15 protein-coding genes are annotated in these 16,640 nt (G+C 66.1%); 11 read left to right on the top strand and 4 right to left on the bottom strand.

Translation table 11 applies throughout. The features are described from left to right. The first annotated feature begins 16 nt into the window (after nucleotides 1–16). Nucleotides 17–1,030 (top strand): NAD-dependent epimerase/dehydratase family protein, encoded by a 1,014-nt coding sequence (locus OG225_RS34095; protein ID WP_405178907.1) that lies wholly within the window; start codon nucleotides 17–19, stop codon nucleotides 1,028–1,030. A 68-nt stretch (nucleotides 1,031–1,098) separates the two neighbouring features. Here the strand turns inward: OG225_RS34095 and OG225_RS34090 are convergent, their stop codons facing one another. From OG225_RS34090 to OG225_RS34080, 3 genes are all read right to left on the bottom strand, one after another. After that, complete coding sequence (locus OG225_RS34090) at nucleotides 1,099–1,995, bottom strand: L,D-transpeptidase family protein (protein ID WP_405178906.1); 897 nt, start codon at nucleotides 1,993–1,995, stop codon at nucleotides 1,099–1,101. A 354-nt stretch (nucleotides 1,996–2,349) separates the two neighbouring features. Beyond that, nucleotides 2,350–3,711, bottom strand: coding sequence for a cytochrome P450 (locus tag OG225_RS34085; RefSeq protein ID WP_405178905.1), 1,362 nt, complete (start codon nucleotides 3,709–3,711; stop codon nucleotides 2,350–2,352). 56 nt (nucleotides 3,712–3,767) lie between these two features. After that, complete coding sequence (locus OG225_RS34080) at nucleotides 3,768–4,337, bottom strand: DUF6764 family protein (protein ID WP_405178904.1); 570 nt, start codon at nucleotides 4,335–4,337, stop codon at nucleotides 3,768–3,770. Between the two features lie 212 nt (nucleotides 4,338–4,549). Between OG225_RS34080 and OG225_RS34075 the strand changes: the two genes are divergently transcribed. Further along, nucleotides 4,550–5,179 carry a hypothetical protein gene (locus OG225_RS34075; RefSeq protein WP_308165559.1) on the top strand — a complete coding sequence of 210 codons (630 nt, stop codon included), beginning with the start codon at nucleotides 4,550–4,552 and terminating at the stop codon, nucleotides 5,177–5,179. A 68-nt stretch (nucleotides 5,180–5,247) separates the two neighbouring features. Beyond that, on the top strand, nucleotides 5,248–6,699 hold the full coding sequence (locus tag OG225_RS34070; RefSeq protein WP_405178903.1) for an MFS transporter: 1,452 nt from the start codon (nucleotides 5,248–5,250) through the stop codon (nucleotides 6,697–6,699). A gap of 49 nt (nucleotides 6,700–6,748) precedes the next feature. On the opposite strand, the gene OG225_RS34065 is transcribed toward OG225_RS34070, so the two are convergent. Then, nucleotides 6,749–7,414 (bottom strand): S1 family peptidase, encoded by a 666-nt coding sequence (locus tag OG225_RS34065; protein ID WP_216916885.1) that lies wholly within the window; start codon nucleotides 7,412–7,414, stop codon nucleotides 6,749–6,751. 523 nt (nucleotides 7,415–7,937) lie between these two features. Here OG225_RS34065 and OG225_RS34060 point away from each other — a divergent pair. The 8 genes from OG225_RS34060 to OG225_RS34025 are packed head-to-tail and all read left to right on the top strand — an operon-like array spanning nucleotide 7,938 to nucleotide 16,573. Then, on the top strand, nucleotides 7,938–8,792 hold the full coding sequence (locus tag OG225_RS34060) for an ABC transporter permease (protein ID WP_216916886.1): 855 nt from the start codon (nucleotides 7,938–7,940) through the stop codon (nucleotides 8,790–8,792). A gap of 4 nt (nucleotides 8,793–8,796) precedes the next feature. Continuing rightward, nucleotides 8,797–9,660: an ABC transporter permease gene (locus OG225_RS34055; RefSeq protein WP_216916887.1), complete on the top strand. Its 864-nt coding sequence runs from the start codon at nucleotides 8,797–8,799 to the stop codon at nucleotides 9,658–9,660. A gap of 6 nt (nucleotides 9,661–9,666) precedes the next feature. Continuing rightward, nucleotides 9,667–11,175 carry an MlaD family protein gene (locus OG225_RS34050; protein WP_405178902.1) on the top strand — a complete coding sequence of 503 codons (1,509 nt, stop codon included), beginning with the start codon at nucleotides 9,667–9,669 and terminating at the stop codon, nucleotides 11,173–11,175. Beyond that, the gene (locus OG225_RS34045) at nucleotides 11,172–12,200 is read left to right on the top strand and encodes an MCE family protein (protein ID WP_405178901.1); all 1,029 of its coding nucleotides are present in this window, start codon (nucleotides 11,172–11,174) and stop codon (nucleotides 12,198–12,200) included. The genes OG225_RS34050 and OG225_RS34045 overlap by 4 nt, the downstream gene beginning before the upstream one ends. Next, nucleotides 12,200–13,195 carry an MCE family protein gene (locus OG225_RS34040; RefSeq protein ID WP_405183463.1) on the top strand — a complete coding sequence of 332 codons (996 nt, stop codon included), beginning with the start codon at nucleotides 12,200–12,202 and terminating at the stop codon, nucleotides 13,193–13,195. Before OG225_RS34045 ends, OG225_RS34040 begins: the two co-directional genes overlap by 1 nt. Then, a complete protein-coding gene (locus OG225_RS34035; protein WP_405178900.1) occupies nucleotides 13,192–14,301 on the top strand; it encodes an MCE family protein in 1,110 nt (369 codons plus the stop codon). Before OG225_RS34040 ends, OG225_RS34035 begins: the two co-directional genes overlap by 4 nt. After that, nucleotides 14,298–15,398 carry an MCE family protein gene (locus OG225_RS34030; RefSeq protein WP_405178899.1) on the top strand — a complete coding sequence of 367 codons (1,101 nt, stop codon included), beginning with the start codon at nucleotides 14,298–14,300 and terminating at the stop codon, nucleotides 15,396–15,398. The genes OG225_RS34035 and OG225_RS34030 overlap by 4 nt, the downstream gene beginning before the upstream one ends. Continuing rightward, nucleotides 15,395–16,573: an MlaD family protein gene (locus tag OG225_RS34025; protein ID WP_405178898.1), complete on the top strand. Its 1,179-nt coding sequence runs from the start codon at nucleotides 15,395–15,397 to the stop codon at nucleotides 16,571–16,573. The genes OG225_RS34030 and OG225_RS34025 overlap by 4 nt, the downstream gene beginning before the upstream one ends. Nucleotides 16,574–16,640: the final 67 nt, after the last annotated feature.

The raw sequence follows: 16,640 nt of genomic DNA, 5'->3' as shown, positions 1-16,640 counted from the left end.
CACCTACCATCGGCACGTGCGTGTGCTGGTGACGGGCGGAACGGGTTTCCTCGGCGCGTGGACGGCGAAGGCCGTCGCCGACGCCGGACATCGGGTGCGGTTCCTGGTCAGGGATCCGTCGCGGCTCACCGCACCCGCCGCGCTCGGCGTCGATATCACCGACCGCGTGGTCGGCGATATCACCGACGCCGATTCGGTGCGCCGGGCCCTGCTCGGATGCGACGCGGTCGTGCACTGCGCGGCCGTCGTGGCGACCGACCGTAGACGCGCGCGCGAGATGCTCACCACGAACACGGTCGGCGCGACACATGTGCTCGGGATCGCGGCCGAACTCGGTCTCGACCCGATCGTGCACGTCTCGAGTTTCACCGTCCTGTTCCAGCCGGGTGTCACGACGGTGTCGGCCGAGCTGCCGGTCGTCGGCGGTTCCGATGCCTACGGGCGTTCGAAGGCCCAAGTGGAGCTGTACGCGCGGGGATTGCAGGACGCGGGCGCGCCGGTGGTCGTCAGCTATCCCGGCATGGTGCTCGGCCCACCCGCCGGTCCTCGGTTCGGCGAGGGCGCCGAAGGTGTCGAGGTCGCCGTCCGGCTGCGGCTGCTCCCGGGCAGGCACGCGGGATGGACCATCGTCGACGTCCGTGACGTCGCGGCGCTGCACGCGGCGGCCCTGGTGCCGGGTCTGGGTCCGCGCCGCTACCTGTGCGGTGGTCATCGCGTCGGTGTGACCGAACTCGCCGCGCTCTTCTCCGAGGTCACCGGCCGGACCACGCGCGTCGTCCCGGTGCCGGATGCCGCCCTTCGGCTGCTCGGCCGCACCTCCGACGCGCTCGCTCGCCTGATCCCCTTCTCCAGCCCGCTCACCGAAGCCGCGATGCAGTACTACACCCGGATGCCGGAATCCGACGACAGCGCGAGCGAACGCGACCTGGGCCTGCGCTATCGCGGTCCGGGAGAGGTCATCGCCGACACCATCTCGGGTCTGCGCGCCGCGGGCCGGCTACCGCGATCGCCCGGCCCGGACGCGTCGTAGGTCCGGAAAACGTGAAACCCGCGGCCGATCACGGCGGCCGCGGGTTTCGGTGGAACGGGTGGGGACCGTCAGTTCCAGTCGCCCATATTGTCCGCGGCGCTGAGGGTGCCGCCGGAGGTGTTGACGACGATCACCGGATCGCCCTTGTGCGTGTTCTCCATGAACCAGCGCGCGTTCTCGGTGCTGACGTTCAGGCAGCCGTGGCTGGCGTTCGACACACCCTGCTGCGCGACCGACCACGGGGCAGCGTGCACGAAGATGCCGCTGCTCGAGATCCTGGTGGCGTACTCGACATCGAGTTTGTAGCCCTCGGGATCGGTGACCGGGACGCCGTAGGTGGACGAATCCATCACCATCTTCGGCAGCTGTTCGCCGACGTAGTAGGTGCCGTTCGGGGTCTCGTGCTTGGGCTTGCCCATCGAGGTCGGCATTTCCATCACCACCTCGCCGTTACGCGTGACGGTGATGGTGTGGGTGCTGTCGTCGGCGGTGCTGACCAGCGCGTCGCCGATACGGAAGGAGCTGGCCGTGCCGCCCGCCTCCACCCGCGCATCGGTGTTGTCCGGCCAGAACCCGAGGGGCTTCCAGCGCACCTGCTTATCGCTGCGCCAGTAGAACTCGCCCGGCGCGGGCTTGGAGGAGGTGATCCTGATGGCCTTCTCGGCCGCGGCCCGGTCGGCGATCGGGTCCTTGAAGTTGATGACGATCGGCTGCGCGACACCGACGGTCTCGCCATCGGCGATATTGATCGACGGCGGCGCGAAATCGGCCTGCGGCGGCACCGGATCGGTGATACCGAACGATCCGACACCGGGCAGCGTCGGCTGGGCTTGAGCGGGAACGACGATCAAGGCACCGGCCGCCGCGATCGCCGCCGACAATAGGATTCCCCGACCGATCCGGCGTGGACGCCGGCCTTTCCGTGCGGAAGACGGCAGGATCCTGTTGTAGAAAGCGGCTTGCATACGTTACTCGTCCATTTCCTGCTCCCGAGCATGTCGAAACGCACTGGGGATACTCATCGGCGTGGAGCCTGGGATAGCGACCACTGTTTTTGACGTGCGGTGCCCCTGCGCTCACGCGCCGACACCGCGGGGATGACGAACCCGACCCACGTCCTTCATACCGTCCCCACATGACATGCATCCATCGCGGGAACGGACTGATTCGGTATGGCTATCGTCTGTGTCATCGGACACACCGGTCTCCCATGGCCGGTGTACCCGGGAAATATCCCGCTAGCTGTGTGAAGCGCGTGGCCGCTGTGAAACCTGCGGTCGGTCCGTTTTTCGCGGATCTCAAACACTTCGTGACGTAAATCATGGCAAGACGACGAACCGGATGGCGCGCCGCGGGCCCGTCGCGATGTTGTGCGGGACCGACAGCGGGGTCCGTCCGGTGCGATGTCGGGGTGTGAGCGCGAGCCGGACGCGGGACAGAATCGTCGCGAGCACGATCCGCATCTCGTACTCGGCGAGCGCCGCGCCGACGCAGCGTCGATGGCCGCCGCCGAACGGCGCGTATTCGAACGGACCGAACCCGCGTTCGAGGAAGCGTTCGGGATGGAAACGCTCCGAATCAGGCCATACCGTGGGTTCGGAGTGCAGCAGCGGTAGCGCCACGCCCATCACCCCGCCCGCCGCGAGGGTGACTCCGCGCAGGGTGAAGGGGGCGCTGACCCGGCGCAGCACGATCGGCACCGGCGGATGCAGTCGCAGTGTCTCCTGGCATATCGCGTCCAGGTAGGGCAGCGTCGCCAGTGTCGTCGGATCGGCGTCGGTCCCGGCTTCGAGCACCTCGGCGCGCAGCCGGGCGAGCACTCGCGGTGCGCGGTGCAGGTGATAGAGAGCCCACACCACACTGGTCGCCGTGGTCTCGTGGCCCGCCACCACCAGGGTGCGCAACTGGTCGCAGAGATCGTCGTCGGTGAGTGCTCCGCCGTCCTCGTCGCGGACATTCAGCAAACCGGCGAGGATATCGGTGCCAGCGGGCCGTCCCGCCGCGCGCCGTCGCGCGATATCCGCCCGGATGAGCCGGTCGACCCGCTCGCGCGCCGCACGGAACCGGTCCCACGGTGTCGCGCCGAAGGCTCCGTGCCGCAGCGCGGGGATCAGCAGCAGCGGGCCGGAGTACGCGTCGAGGAATTCCGAGACCGCGGCGGTGTAGTGCGCGTGCCGCTCGGCGTCGTCGGTGCCGAAGACCACCCCGAGTATCACCCGCAGAGTGACGGCGCGGGCCGCCGCGCGCGCGTCGACGGTCGCGCCGGGCCGCCACGCCGCCGAACCCGCTGCGTCGCCGGATATCTCGTCGACCACGGCATCCCGGACCAGTTCCCCGTACGCGCGGATCCGCCCCCGGTGGAACGCGGGCGCGAGCAGCGTCCGGTCGCGGCGGTGTCGCTCCCCCGCCGTCAGGATCAGCGACGCGGCGCCGACGAGTGGTTCGATCGGATTGGGTCGGGGTGGTTCGAGCAGGTCGACGGGCGCGCGGAACACCTCGCGCGCGCCGTCGGGCGTCCCGGTGAACAACGCCGCGCCCACACCGGGGAACACCACGTAGAACGGATCGCCTTCCCTGGACCGCCGCCAGCGGAAGTACCTGTCGAAATCGATACCCGCCGCCAGCGCGTGCACGGCGGTCAACCGGGGTGTTCTCGGCGCGGAGGATAGGGCCACTTCCATACCTGTACCTACGTTCGGGCGCGGCCATCGGTTCGATCGCCGCCTGCCCGCGCGGACTACTCCGGCGGAAGCTGTTGTTCTGGTACCGTTTTCGGGTCGGCGCGGTCCGGCGGGGTCGACCGGACGACCCCCAGCGGGGTGGCCAGACAGCCCGCGCCGGTGGTGCCGTTCCACGCGAGCGCCGACGATCCGAGGCACACCACCGTGTCCTCCGTCGAGCTGACCTGCGCGCGCGAACCGTCCATGGCGATCGACAGCCCCACGCCCGCGGGCGGGCGGCCTTCGACGTCGGCCAGCGAGGTCAGTGCGATCGCGTCGGGTCCTAGCCCGATCGCGATGGGGATGCCGCCGACCCCTTCGCTCGCCCCGACCCCGCCCGCAGCGCCCAGTCCGACGGCGACGGCGCCGGACGTGGCGTTGGCGTAGCCGACTCCGTCGAACCCGGCCGAATGGGACCGGCCTTCGGTGCCGCTGGCGGCGCGGCAGGCCGTGCGGCCGTCCACCCGGGTGATGTCGGTATCGCTGTCGGCGGTGCAGTGCACATCGGTTGCGGAGGCGACGGACGGCAGCCAGAAGGAGGTGCCGACCGCCGCGGTAGCGCAGAAGATCGCGCAGATCAGCCTCATGGCAACCCCTTTCTCGACAGGTCTCCCCACCCTAATCGGACAGGTAGCTGGATAGGCGATCACGCAGGTAGAACGGCCAGCCGTCCGCGTCGACTCGACGCCCGTGTTAACGATGGTGTATGCATGGCGTGATATTTCAAGCAAGGTAGTCGAACTTCGGATTCTGACGGGGGCGTTGAGTTCGGAGCGTTGCAGCTCGGGAGGACTGTTTCGTGTCTCGTCATATGCTCATAGGTCGTGTCGTCGTCGGGGTGTGCACCGCGGTGGCCGCGCTGGCCCTCGTCGTCGGCTGTAGTTCCACCATCGATGGAACCGCGCAACCCGCGATCGATGGCGGCACCGTCGACGCGGTGACGACCAGCACCCCGAAGACCTCGTCTCCCCGCTCATCGAGCAGGCCCACCTCGGGACGTCCGACGACGACCACCCGCGGCGGCAATACCGATTTCGAAGCCAGTGTCGGCGACTGTGTCACCCTCGGCGGCACCCAGAGCCACGCCACCATCTCCAAGGCGTCCTGCGGAAGCCGGTCGGCGAACTACAAGGTCATCGGCAAGGCCCCGACCAGTACGGCCTGTGTGGGCGACCGCGACAACTACTACGCCGAAACGCTCAACGGCGTGCAGCAGGGCGCGTTGTGCCTGGATATCGACTGGGTCGTCGGTGGCTGCATGGATGTCGGCGGCGACGATCCCAAGCGCATCGATTGCAGTGAACGCGCGACGCAGGCCGTTCGGGTAGTGAACATCCAGCAGGGCGCGTCCGACGCGGGCGCGTGCAGCACCGGCACGGGTTTCACCTACGAGGAACGGCAGTTCGTGGTCTGCGTCGAGGAACTCTAGGTCCTCGATCGACTCGGTCGGTCCCCCGCTCGGCTGGACACTGCGCCGGGCGGGGCTAGTTTGGAGCGGTGAGCACCGCCACGGAGTTACCGAGGCTCGGCTCGGCGAAGGGCCGCTGGATACTGCTGGCCACGATCCTCGGATCGTCGGTGGCCTCGCTCGACGCGACCGTCGTCAATATCGCGCTGCCCCGGATCGGTGAATCCCTCGATACCGACGTCGCGGGACTGCAATGGACGCTCAACGGTTACACCCTGACGCTGGCCTCCTTCATCCTGCTCGGGGGCTCGCTCGGTGACCGGCTCGGCAGGCGCAGGGTATTCGTCTGGGGCGCCGTCGGTTTCGCGCTCGCCTCGGTGCTGTGCGGGATCGCCTCGAGCATCGAGATGCTGGTGGCGGCCCGGGTCCTGCAAGGTGTCGCGGGCGCCATGCTGACCCCGGGCAGCCTGGCGCTGATCTCCTCGTCGATAGACGACAGGGATCAGGGCGCCGCGATCGGGCTCTGGTCCGGATTCGGCGGTGTCGCGGGGGCGTTCGGCCCCTTCCTCGGTGGCTGGCTCATCGATGTGGCCGGCTGGCAGTCCATCTTCTTCATCAACGTCCCGCTGGTCGCGGTCGTCGTGCTCGTCGCGTTACGTCACGTGCCGGAAAGTCGCGATCCGGCGGCGCCCACCCGTTTGGACCTGCCCGGCGCGCTGGTGGTCGCGCTGGCACTCGGCACACTGACCTTCGGCCTCATCGACGTGACGCCGCTGCTGATCCTCGCGGGCGCGGTGTTGCTCGCCGTATTCGTGACCATCGAGATCCGCAGCGACCACCCCCTGGTGCCGCCGAGGCTGTTCTCCTCGCGTGTGTTCACCGTGGCGAATCTGGTCACCTTCGCCGTCTACGCCGCGCTCGGCGGCGTGTTCTTCCTGCTGGTACTGGAATTGCAGTTGGTGGCGGGTTTCTCACCGCTGATGTCGGGGGTGTCGACCGTCCCGATGACGATCATCATGCTGGTGCTCTCCGCGCCCGCCGGACGTTGGGCGCAGGTGCACGGTCCCCGGCTGCCGATGACGGCGGGTCCGATACTCGCGGCCGCCGGTCTGGTGCTGCTGATGCGGATCGGGTCCGACACCGTCTACGTCCGTGATGTGCTGCCCGGTGTCGTGGTCTTCGGGCTCGGTCTGTCGGTTCTGGTCGCACCGCTGACCGGCGCGGTGCTCGGCGCGGTCCCCTCGGGTGAGGCGGGTATCGCCTCCGGGGTGAACAACGCCGTGGCCAGGACCGCACAGTTGCTCGCGGTGGCCGCCTTGCCCGGGCTCGCGGGTATCTCCGGATCGCTGTCGGATCCGGGCGCGTTCGACCGGGGATTCGAGGTCGCGATGTGGATCTGCGCCGGGCTGCTGCTCGCGGGCGCGCTACTGGCCGGGCTGCTGTTGCGGCCCGCTCGCGGTGCTCCCACACTCGACCGTGTCGATTGTCTGCCGCAGTGCGCGGTGGCCGGGCCCGCGGTGGCCCCGGCCGGGCGGACGTGAACGAGCGGGCGCGCCCGCGCCCGCTCGTCGAAGTCCTGCCGCGTCGTGACTAGATGGGGCGGAAACCCGCTCCGACACCGCCTCGGGCGTTGATATCGCCGACGATCGTGCTCATGTTGGTGCCGACCTCGGGACCGAAGCAGGCGATGGCCAGGTAGGCGTTCACCATTCCGACCAGGGTGGTGCCCACGACGACCGGGGCGCCGGAATCACCTTCGACCACGCACATCTGGCTCCACGTCTCGATATTCGTACCGAAGATGTCGCCCCAGGCGATGCCGCAGGTGTTGCCGGTGGTCCGGCCTTCCTTGCAGACGATGTTCGGGAACTGGGCGGGTCCGCCGATCCCGGTGATGCTGACGTTGCCGATCCGGTTCACCGGCGTGATGGCGCCGGGCGTGAACTGGATGACGGCGTAGTCGAGTTCGTGGTTGGAGTAGACGAAACGTCCGATCTGACCCGCGCCGGGATCGGCCTCGGCGTAGACCTGGGCTCCCTCGTCACCGCAATGTCCCGCCGTGAGACCGACCAGCCTGCCCGCGCCGTCGTAGCCCACGGTGGTGACCGTGCATTCGTACTGGTTGTCGATGATGATGCCGGATCCACCGCCGATCACCGGCGGCCCCGCGGCGTCCGCTGTGCCAGCACCCAGCAGTGCCGCACCAAGGGCTACGGCGAAGACGGCGTTGGCCGCCTTGGCGAGTTTCCTGAACATGTCCCTCCAGATGTCGGAAGTCCGCACGATATCAATCTGTCGCACCCATCGTGTCAGTATTCGGTCTCGGGCGCGTCTCATAGTCCGGCAGCGCACGGCGTGGGAACCGGAACGGCGTTCTCGACAGCCCGGCGGGAACGTCTCAAATTTTGGCGATAGCGAACTTCTATCGAAGTCACATGGACACGGTTATGTTTTGTGTGTCGGACACAATTTTGTACCGATTCATTGTGGTAGGAAAACAGTCGATTTTTAGATGAATGTATTCCGAGTTATTTGCCTCGTAAAGTGTCGCCGGACCTGTGATCGGCCGTGCTGAACTGTCACTTGTGCCAGAGTCCGACCATCGAAATTTGGGCGCTGACCCAGTCCTCGTGGCGTATGTCATAGACATAACGGCAATGTGACAACTATCTATGACTCCAATCACAGAGGGGTGCTGTGCTCCGGCTTACTACGTAGTAAGGTGCGTCAAGCAAACAAGTCGTCGGGGCATCCAACCGGCGTCGAGAGGGGTTAGCCAGTGCAGTCGACCAAGAGTCCACCAACAGGGTCACGGATCGGTGACGCGGTCGATTGGACGAGGGCGTACTGGCAGGACCATCCGAAGCGTTCATTGGAGACCTTCGGCAGACAGATCACCATGGGATTCGCCGCAGTGATCGAACTGTTCGTCGCGATCTTCCGTGGACGCTTCCCATTCAAAGAATTCATCCGTCAGTGCGCGTTCATGTCCAACGTGGCAGCCGCTCCGACACTGCTCGTCGCGATTCCGATCGGTGTGATCGTCTCGATCCAGGTCGGCGCCGTCGCCGGTCAGGTCGGCGCGACCTCGTTCATCGGCGCGGCCAACGGACTCGGCATCATCCAGCAGGGCGCACCGCTGGTCACCTCCCTGATGATCGCGGGCGCGGTCGGCTCGGCCATCTGCGCCGACCTCGGCTCCCGCACCATCCGCGAGGAGATCGACGCCATGAAGGTGATGGGCGTCGATCCGATGCGCAGGCTGGTCGCCCCCCGGCTCGGCGCCGCGATGCTCGTCAGTGTCCTGCTCTGCGGATTCGTCGTATTCGTCGGCTTCCTCACCGGCTACATCTTCAATATCTTCGCCCAGGGCGGTACCCCCGGCTCCTACGTCGGAACCTTCTCGTCCTTCGCGGTCACCCGTGACCTGGCCGTCGCGCTGGTGAAGTCGCTGATCTTCGGCCTGCTGGCCGCCATCATCGCCTGCGATACCGGGCTCAACACCCGAGGCGGTCCCGGCGGTGTCGCCAACTCGGTGAACTCCGCGGTGGTCAGTTCCGCGATCATGCTGTTCGGTGTGAACCTGATCATCACTCAGGTCTACAACGCACTCTTCCCCCCACAGGTGGTCTGAGCCGGTGTCATCAACCTATGTTCCGCCGCTGCTGCGGCCCCTGAACGCGCTCAAGCGCACCGCCAACGCCCCGGTGGACATGCTGGCCCGCCTCGGCCACCAGGTCTTCTTCTTCCTGCGTTCGCTCGGTTCGATCCCACTGGCACTGCGGCAGTACCCCAAGGAAGTGTGGCGGCTGCTCTCCGACGTCACCTGGGGCAACGGCAATCTCGTCGTCGGCGGCGGCACGATCGGCGTCGTCGTGATCCTGAGCGCGTTCGGCGGTATGACCGTCGGCATCCAGGGCCACACCTCGTTGAACCTGCTCGGCCTGAGTCCGATCACCGGCGCCATCTCCGCCTTCGCGACGACCCGTGAACTCGGCCCACTGCTCGCGGCACTGGCCTTCGCCGTGCAGGCGGGCTGCCGGTTCACCGCGCAACTCGGCGCCATGCGCATCTCCGAGGAGATCGACGCGCTGGAATCGATCGCCATCCGGCCGCTGCCCTATCTGGTCAGCACCAGGATGTTCGCGGCGATCGTCGCCATCATCCCGCTGTACTGCCTCGGCCTGGCCGTCGCCTACATCTCCTGCTCGGTCACCGTGCAGGCGATCGGCGGCACCGCCAGCGGCACCTACATGCACTACTTCTACCAATTCCTCGTACCTACCGACGTGCTGTATTCGCTGCTCAAGGCGATCCTGTTCGTCGCGATCACCACCTTCATCCAGTGCTACTACGGGTTCTTCGCCTCGGGCGGCCCGGAAGGTGTCGGTGTCGCGGCGGGCCGGGCGATCAAGATGTGCATCATCCTGGTCGTCTTCGCGGACCTGTTCATGACGTTGGCGATCTGGGGAGTCAACCCCGGCATCCGGATCTCGGGATAAGGCGAGATGATTCTTGATCCAAGTGGGCGTGGGCCCACCATGCGTCAGTTGCTGATCGCCGGAGCGGCGGGACTCGTCGTCCTCACCCTGGTCTTCGGCTTCCTCTACGCCCGCTACCAGGGCTATTTCGTGCCGAAGGTCAATGTCGTCGCCAACCTCACCACCACCGGTGACGGACTGCCCTCCCAGGCCGACGTCAAATTCCGCGGTGTGCTGGTCGGCGCGGTCGACGAGGTGGAGATCGCCGACAAGGGCGAGATGCAGAAGGTCCAGATCGAGCTGAAGCCCGAATTCGCCGAAGGCATCCCTGCCAATGTCACCGCGCGGGTGGTGCCGAGCAACCTGTTCGCCGTCACCTCGGTGGAACTGGTCTTCAACGGACCGGCCGATCAGTACCTGCACGAGGGCGCGGTGATCGAGGAGGACCGCAGCCAGGGCACCATCGCGCTGCAGGACACCCTGACCGCCGTGCGCAATGTGCTCGACAAGATCGACCCGGTCCAGTTCGGCCGAGTCCTGGGCACCCTGTCGCAGGCGCTGGACGGCAGCGGCCGGATGCCCGGTTCGACCATCGAGCGGTTCGACCGGTGGCTGCTGGCCGTCGACGAATCCATCCCGGATCTCGGCGTCATGCTCGGCGATTTCTCCTCGTCGTTCCGGGCGTTGAACCAGTCCGCGCCGGAACTGGTCGACGTGCTCGGCAGTTCGGTGCAGACCGCGCGCACTATCGCCGATCGCCGGGCCGAACTGGTCTCGCTGATCACCGGCGCGAGCAGCACCGTCGACACCGTCAACGCCCTGTTCGCCCGTAACCCCGATGTGGGCAAGCAGGTCACCGCGGGAACCAGCGACACCTTCGGCGCGCTGGCCGCCGATCCGGCGGCGATCACCGCGGCGATCGTCAACCTCGGTGATTCGGCGGCGAAGCTGAACACGGTCTTCCACTGGGGACCGCAGAAGCAGATGGTGTGGAACCTCGGTATCTCGTTCACGCCGTACCAGCCCAACACCGTCGAGAATTGCCCACGCTACGGCGAACTGGCCGGACCGAGTTGCTTCAACGCGCCCGCCGCCGTCGAGATCCCGCCGATGCCGCAATCGCTGCAACCGCGCGCGCTCGACTCGGCGGCAGGCCTGCCGCCGCTGGTTCCGATGCCCGGCCTGCCGGTACTGCCCGGCCTGACCACGTCCGCGGTGCCGTTGCCGACCGGGACCGAGGGCGGCACACCGAAACCGTTCGCGGGAACGCCGCTGGAAGGTCTGGTTCCGGAACTGCCGCCGATCTTCGGTGGACCCCAACCGGCCGCGCGGCAACCCGCGCCGCAGCAGCCCGCGGCGGCGAGCGATCCGGCTCGGGCGCAGACCAAGCCCGCTGCCGCTCCGATCTCCTACCGTGGTGACGCCGCGATCACGCAGTTGCTCGGCCGGAAGCCGACGACCACCGAATACCTGCTGCTGAGCCCGATCATGAAGAACGGAATCCTGCAAGTGACCGAAAGTGGAGGCGGCCGATGAGCATTCGCAAACCGCTGATCGGCTTCAGTATCTTCGCGCTGGTCTCGATCCTGGTGACCGTTGTCGTCTGGAACACCCTGGCGCGGGTCGTGTCGGGGGATACCAAGACCTACTCGGCGACCTTCACCGATGTACTCGGGCTGCGCCAGGGCGACGACGTCAGGATGGCGGGCGTCCGCGTCGGCAAGATCGAGAAGATCGAGCTCGACGGCGGTAACGACGCCAAGGTGACCTTCATCGTCCAGAGCGATCAGACCCTCTACGACGACACCAAGGCGCTGGTCCGCTACCAGAACCTGATCGGCCAGCGCTACGTCGCGCTGGCTCCCGGCAAGGCCGCGAATCCGGCGCCGCTGAAGAACAACGCCGCGATTCCGCTGGAGCGCACCGAACCGTCGTTCGACGTGTCGGCCCTGCTCAACGGTTTCCAGCCGCTGTTCCAGGTACTGCAACCCGAGCAGGTGAACCGCCTGTCGGAGACATTCATCCAGGCATTGCAGGGTGACGGGGTCTCGCTGAGCGCCTTCATCACCCAGGCCGCGACGCTGGCGACGGATTTCCAGCGCCGCGACACCATCCTGACCGATGTGATCACCAACCTCTCCGGAGTCATGGCGGGGTTGGCCAAACGAGGTGACGAGTTGGAGACCCTGGTGACCCAAACCCGGTCGCTGATCGGCGGACTGTACGAGCAGGGCCAGACCCTGCAGCAGTCGACGGTGCAGATCGCGGACGCGACGGATTCGCTGGTCGACATGGTCGGCAAGATCCAGCCCAAACTCCGGACGGCGCAGGATTCGACGACGGCGGCGCTCACGCTGCTGATCGCCACCGGCCCGCAGCTCGATCAGGCGGCGATCGACCTGCCCGCCATCCTCGGTAACGCAGGCAGCTTCACCTCGGAGGGCACGTACGCCAACGCCTACATCTGTAGCCTCGATGTCTCGTTGTACGGAGTGTTGTTCCCGCGCGGCCTGTTCAACCAGATCGGTGGCACCACCCACTCGGCGGTGTGCCGCCCATGATGACGAAACTCAAGGCGCGGTTCGAATCCGCCCGCTACTTCTGGCTCGGCGTGATCGGCACCGTTCTGGTCGTCGTCATGCTGCTGATATCCAGCGTGTTCAAGATGCTCGGCGTCGGCGACCAGTCGGTGAAGGTCGAATTCGTGCAGGCGGCGGGTATCAAGGTCGGTGACAAGGTCGATGTCTCCGGTGTTCCGGTGGGCACGGTGGTCGGCGCCGAACTGGAGGGCAGCCACGTCCTGTTGACGTTGAACGTCGACAAGAGCCTGAAATTCGGTCCGGACGCCACGGCCTCGATCAAGATGGCGACGCTGCTCGGCGCGCGCTACGTCGACCTGGAGCCCGGTGATGGTTCCGGGCTGCGCGACAAGCGGATTCCGGTGTCCAACACCACCGTTCCGTATAACCTCGCCGACGTGGTGCAGATCGGCACCCCGAAATTCGAGGAACTCGACACCCGGAAGCTGGCCGAATCGCTCAACCTGGTCAACCAGCAGTTCGGTGATTCCCCGCAGTTGGTCGCGCAGGCGCTCGACAGCGTCGGCGCGCTGGCCAAGGTGATGGATGCGCGCAAGACCGAGGTCGACAGCCTGCTCAAGGATCTGGACAAGGTCACCCAGCTGCTGGCCGACAACCGCAACAGCGTGCTGTTGATCATCACCCAGGGCGAGGCCATCGCGAGCCGGGTGATGGAACGCCAGGATCTGCTGCGTCGCCTGCTCGACAACATCGCGACGCTGACCAAGCAGTTGCAGGAGATCGGCGCCCAGAACGACGCCCAACTGGGCCCGACCATCGATCAGCTCAACGTCATGGCCGAGGGCCTGCAGAAGAACAAAGAGAATCTGGACCGGTTGTTGTCGATCGTTCCGCCGTCGGTGCGCTACCTGTCCAATGCCTTCGGCAACGGCAATTACGGCGAGGTCGCGCTGCCGTGGCTGTTCCCGGACAACTGGTTGTGCTTCGTCCAGGTGATCGAGGGGTGCCAAGGATGACAATGCGCAAGCGATTCGACACCAAAGCCATACGCCGGTCGGTGGTCGTCGGCGCGACCGCGCTCGCCATCGGCAGCTGCTCGATCCTGCCCGGATCGGTGAACGACGCGCTCGGTAACTCGATGCGCATCACCGCGGATTTCGAGAACATCGCGGGCATGTACGAGGGCAATCCGATCACGGTGCTCGGACTCGACGTGGGCAAGGTCGACAAGATCGTGCCCAAGGGCACTTTCATCGAGGTGCACATGTCGATCGACGGCGACGTGAAGATCCCCAAGGACGCGATCGCCGCGATCGTGTCGCCGTCGATCGTCACCGACCGCCACATCGAGCTGACCCCGGTGTACACCGAGGGCGAGAGGCTGTCCGACGGTGAACATCTGCCCTTGAAGCGCACCAGGACGCCGGTCGAACTGGACACGATGATCAAGACCATCGACCAGTTCGCCGCCGCGCTCAAACCGCAGCCGGGCCAGGAAGGTATCGGCCCGCTCTCGGGCCGGGTGCTGTACCCGATGCTCGACGGCCAGGGCGAGAAGATGCGCGACACCCTCAACGCGCTCTCGGGTGCGTTGAAGATCGGCGTCGACAACAAGGACGCGATCTCCAACATCATCGTGAAGTTGAACGAACTCACCACGATGCTCGCCGAGAACGACGAGTCGGTGCGCGGTTTCAGCAATCAGGTCACCCAGATGACCGGCCTGCTCGCCGAACAGGCGCCGGGTCTACAGGCCACGTTGCAGCAGATGAACGACTTCCTGGCCAATACCAGTTCGGTATTCGACCAGTATCAGGATCAACTATCGGGCACGCTCACCGGTTTGACGAATGTGACAAATCAATTGCGTGACAACGCGTACGGTCTGACCGAAATCGTCGATGTGACGCCGATGTTGTTGCAGAGCATCGACCGTTCGATGAACAGGGAAGCCGGATTCATCCGGCTGCACGGTCTCATCGGTACCGCACTCAGTGGTGAGATCGTCAGCGTTTTCTGTCAGCGGATCCAAATGCGATCCGACGGCTGCCGAACCGGCAATATGCAGGATTTCGGACCGGACTACGGGCTCACCGCCGCATTGCTTGGACTGACGAAATGACCGATCGAATGATGAAGGCGCGCAGGGCCGTGGTCGCCGTCGCCGCCGTGGTGGGAGTCGGTGTCACCACGGGGTGCGGATTGACCGTCGAGGATTTGCCGCTGCCCAAGCCGGGCCAGTCCGGCGACACCTACACGCTGCACGCGGTTTTCGAGAACGCGCTGAATCTGCCCGATCAGGCCAAGGTCAAGATCGGCGGTTCCGATGTCGGCGTCGTGACGAATATCGCGACCAAGAATTTCCAGGCGGTCGTGGATATGGATATCCGGACCGATATCGAGCTGCCGGAGGGCACCACCGCCGAACTGCGCCAGGCGACTCCGCTCGGCGATGTCTTCGTCGCCATCGACAAGCCGAAGACCGGATCCGGTGCCGCACTGCTGAAGAACGGCGACACCCTCACGCTGGACCAGACCTCGGCGGGCGCCACGGTCGAGGAACTGCTGATCTCGGTGTCCATGCTGTTCAACGGCGGCGGTATAGCCAGCCTCAGCAGGCTCGGCTCCGAACTGGATTCCATCGTCGGCGGTCGCGGTCCGCAACTGGCTCACCTGATCACCGAGATGACCGGCGTCGTCGGCAGTCTGAACGAGAACAGCGCGAAGATCGACGCCGTGCTCGGCGGTTTCAGCGCGCTGGCGACGACCATCGAGTCCAGGCGCGACGAACTGGGCCAGGTCGCCGACACACTGCCGCAGATGATCGGCGCGGTGGCCGAGAACAATCAGGCCCTCGCCCAGTTGCTCGCCAAGATCGCCACGACCAGTGCGGCGCTCGGTGACTACGCCAACACCTCGTCGGATCAGCTGGCCGGCCTGCTCGACAACCTGGGCAGCCTGATGCAGGCACTGGCCGACACCGGCGACCGCTTCGGCTTCGCGCTCGACCAGCTGCACGAGATCAGGCCGAAGGTCGATGCGAGCTTCAGGGGTAAGAGCCTGGCCGTCTACGCGACGCTGACCAATCTCGATGTCGGTCTGCTGACCGATCCCGCGAACAGCAAATTCCCGGATCTGAAGGATCTCGACGATTTCGTCGGCAGCTTCATCCAGGTCCTGCAGATCGTGCAGGGCCGGGTGCAGGGAGGACACCGATGAGCCGAGCGGGAAAAATACTGCGCAGCAAGATCTTCCTGTCCAACGCGGGGTTGGTGCTGGTGCTGTTGCTCGGCGCCTCGTACCTGGTCGTCAACATCATGCGGGTGAATCCGCTGCAGGGGCACTACACCGTGACGGTGAGCCTGGATCGTTCGGGCGGTCTGCAACCGGGTAACGACGTGACCCTGCGCGGCTACCGCGTCGGCAAGGTGAACTCGATCAAGCTGACCGATCGCGGCCAGGCCATCGCGGCGGAGGCCGAGATCGAATCCGATTACCGGATTCCGGTCGACTCGGTGATCTCGGTGCAGGCGCTGTCCGGCGCGGGCGAGCAGTACATCGATTTCCGGCCCGCCAGTGATGGTGCTCCGTACCTGAACGACGGAGCGGTGATCGCCTTCGATCCGGAGAAGATCAAGACCCCGACCCCGATCTGGTCGGTGCTCGACAACACCAGCGCCCTGATCGCCCAGGTCGACCCGGACAAATTCAGCACCATCCTGTCCGAACTCGATATCGCGCTCAGCGGCGGTCCGGATCAGTTGCGCGGCATGATCAACGGCATCAGCCTGGCCGCGGCCGGTCTGGACGCGCTGCTGCCGCAGACCACCAACCTGATCACCAACCTGCGCGTCATCGCGAACACCACCTCCTATGCGCAGCCCGATCTCGCGATCCTGACCAGGAATTCGGGCGTGCTGTTCGAGCAGTTCAACAACGCCGACGCCGAATTGCGGGCGGTTCTGGAACAGGCGCCGGGGCAACTGGCGAGTCTCGGTGCGGTGCTGGACAAGACGAGCGATCCGATGACGAGTCTGCTCACCAACTTCGCCGCCATCACCAAGGCCGCGCAGTTGCGGACCCCGGCGCTGCGCGCGCTGTTTCCCTCGCTCGCGGCGGGACTCGGTGCGCTCGGTGTGCCCGCGCACGACAACGAATTCCACACCATCCTCGATATCTGGCCGCGTCCGACCTGCAACTACGCCACCCAGCAGATGCCGAACGAGATCGTGCAGGACGACACGATTCCCAAGTGGAACTACTGTGTGAACCCGCCGCCCGGCCAGCAGATCCGCGGCGCGGCCAACGCGCCGCGACCGAATGTGCCCAACAACGGCGCGCAGATGCCGCCCGGTGTGGATCCGAACGAGCGGACCATTCCGCCGGCGCGGTGAGCATCACCCCCGTCCGGTGGTCTCCCCGCCGGCCGGGGCATACTCGCCGGTAGACCGCCCACGATCG

Origin of the sequence: Nocardia sp. NBC_01377, from assembly GCF_045040005.1 — a bacterium.
In the GTDB taxonomy this organism is placed as follows: Bacteria; Actinomycetota; Actinomycetes; order Mycobacteriales; family Mycobacteriaceae; genus Nocardia; species Nocardia noduli.
Note: the sequence above shows the minus strand (reverse complement) of the source record. Positions and strands in the feature narration are given on the sequence as shown.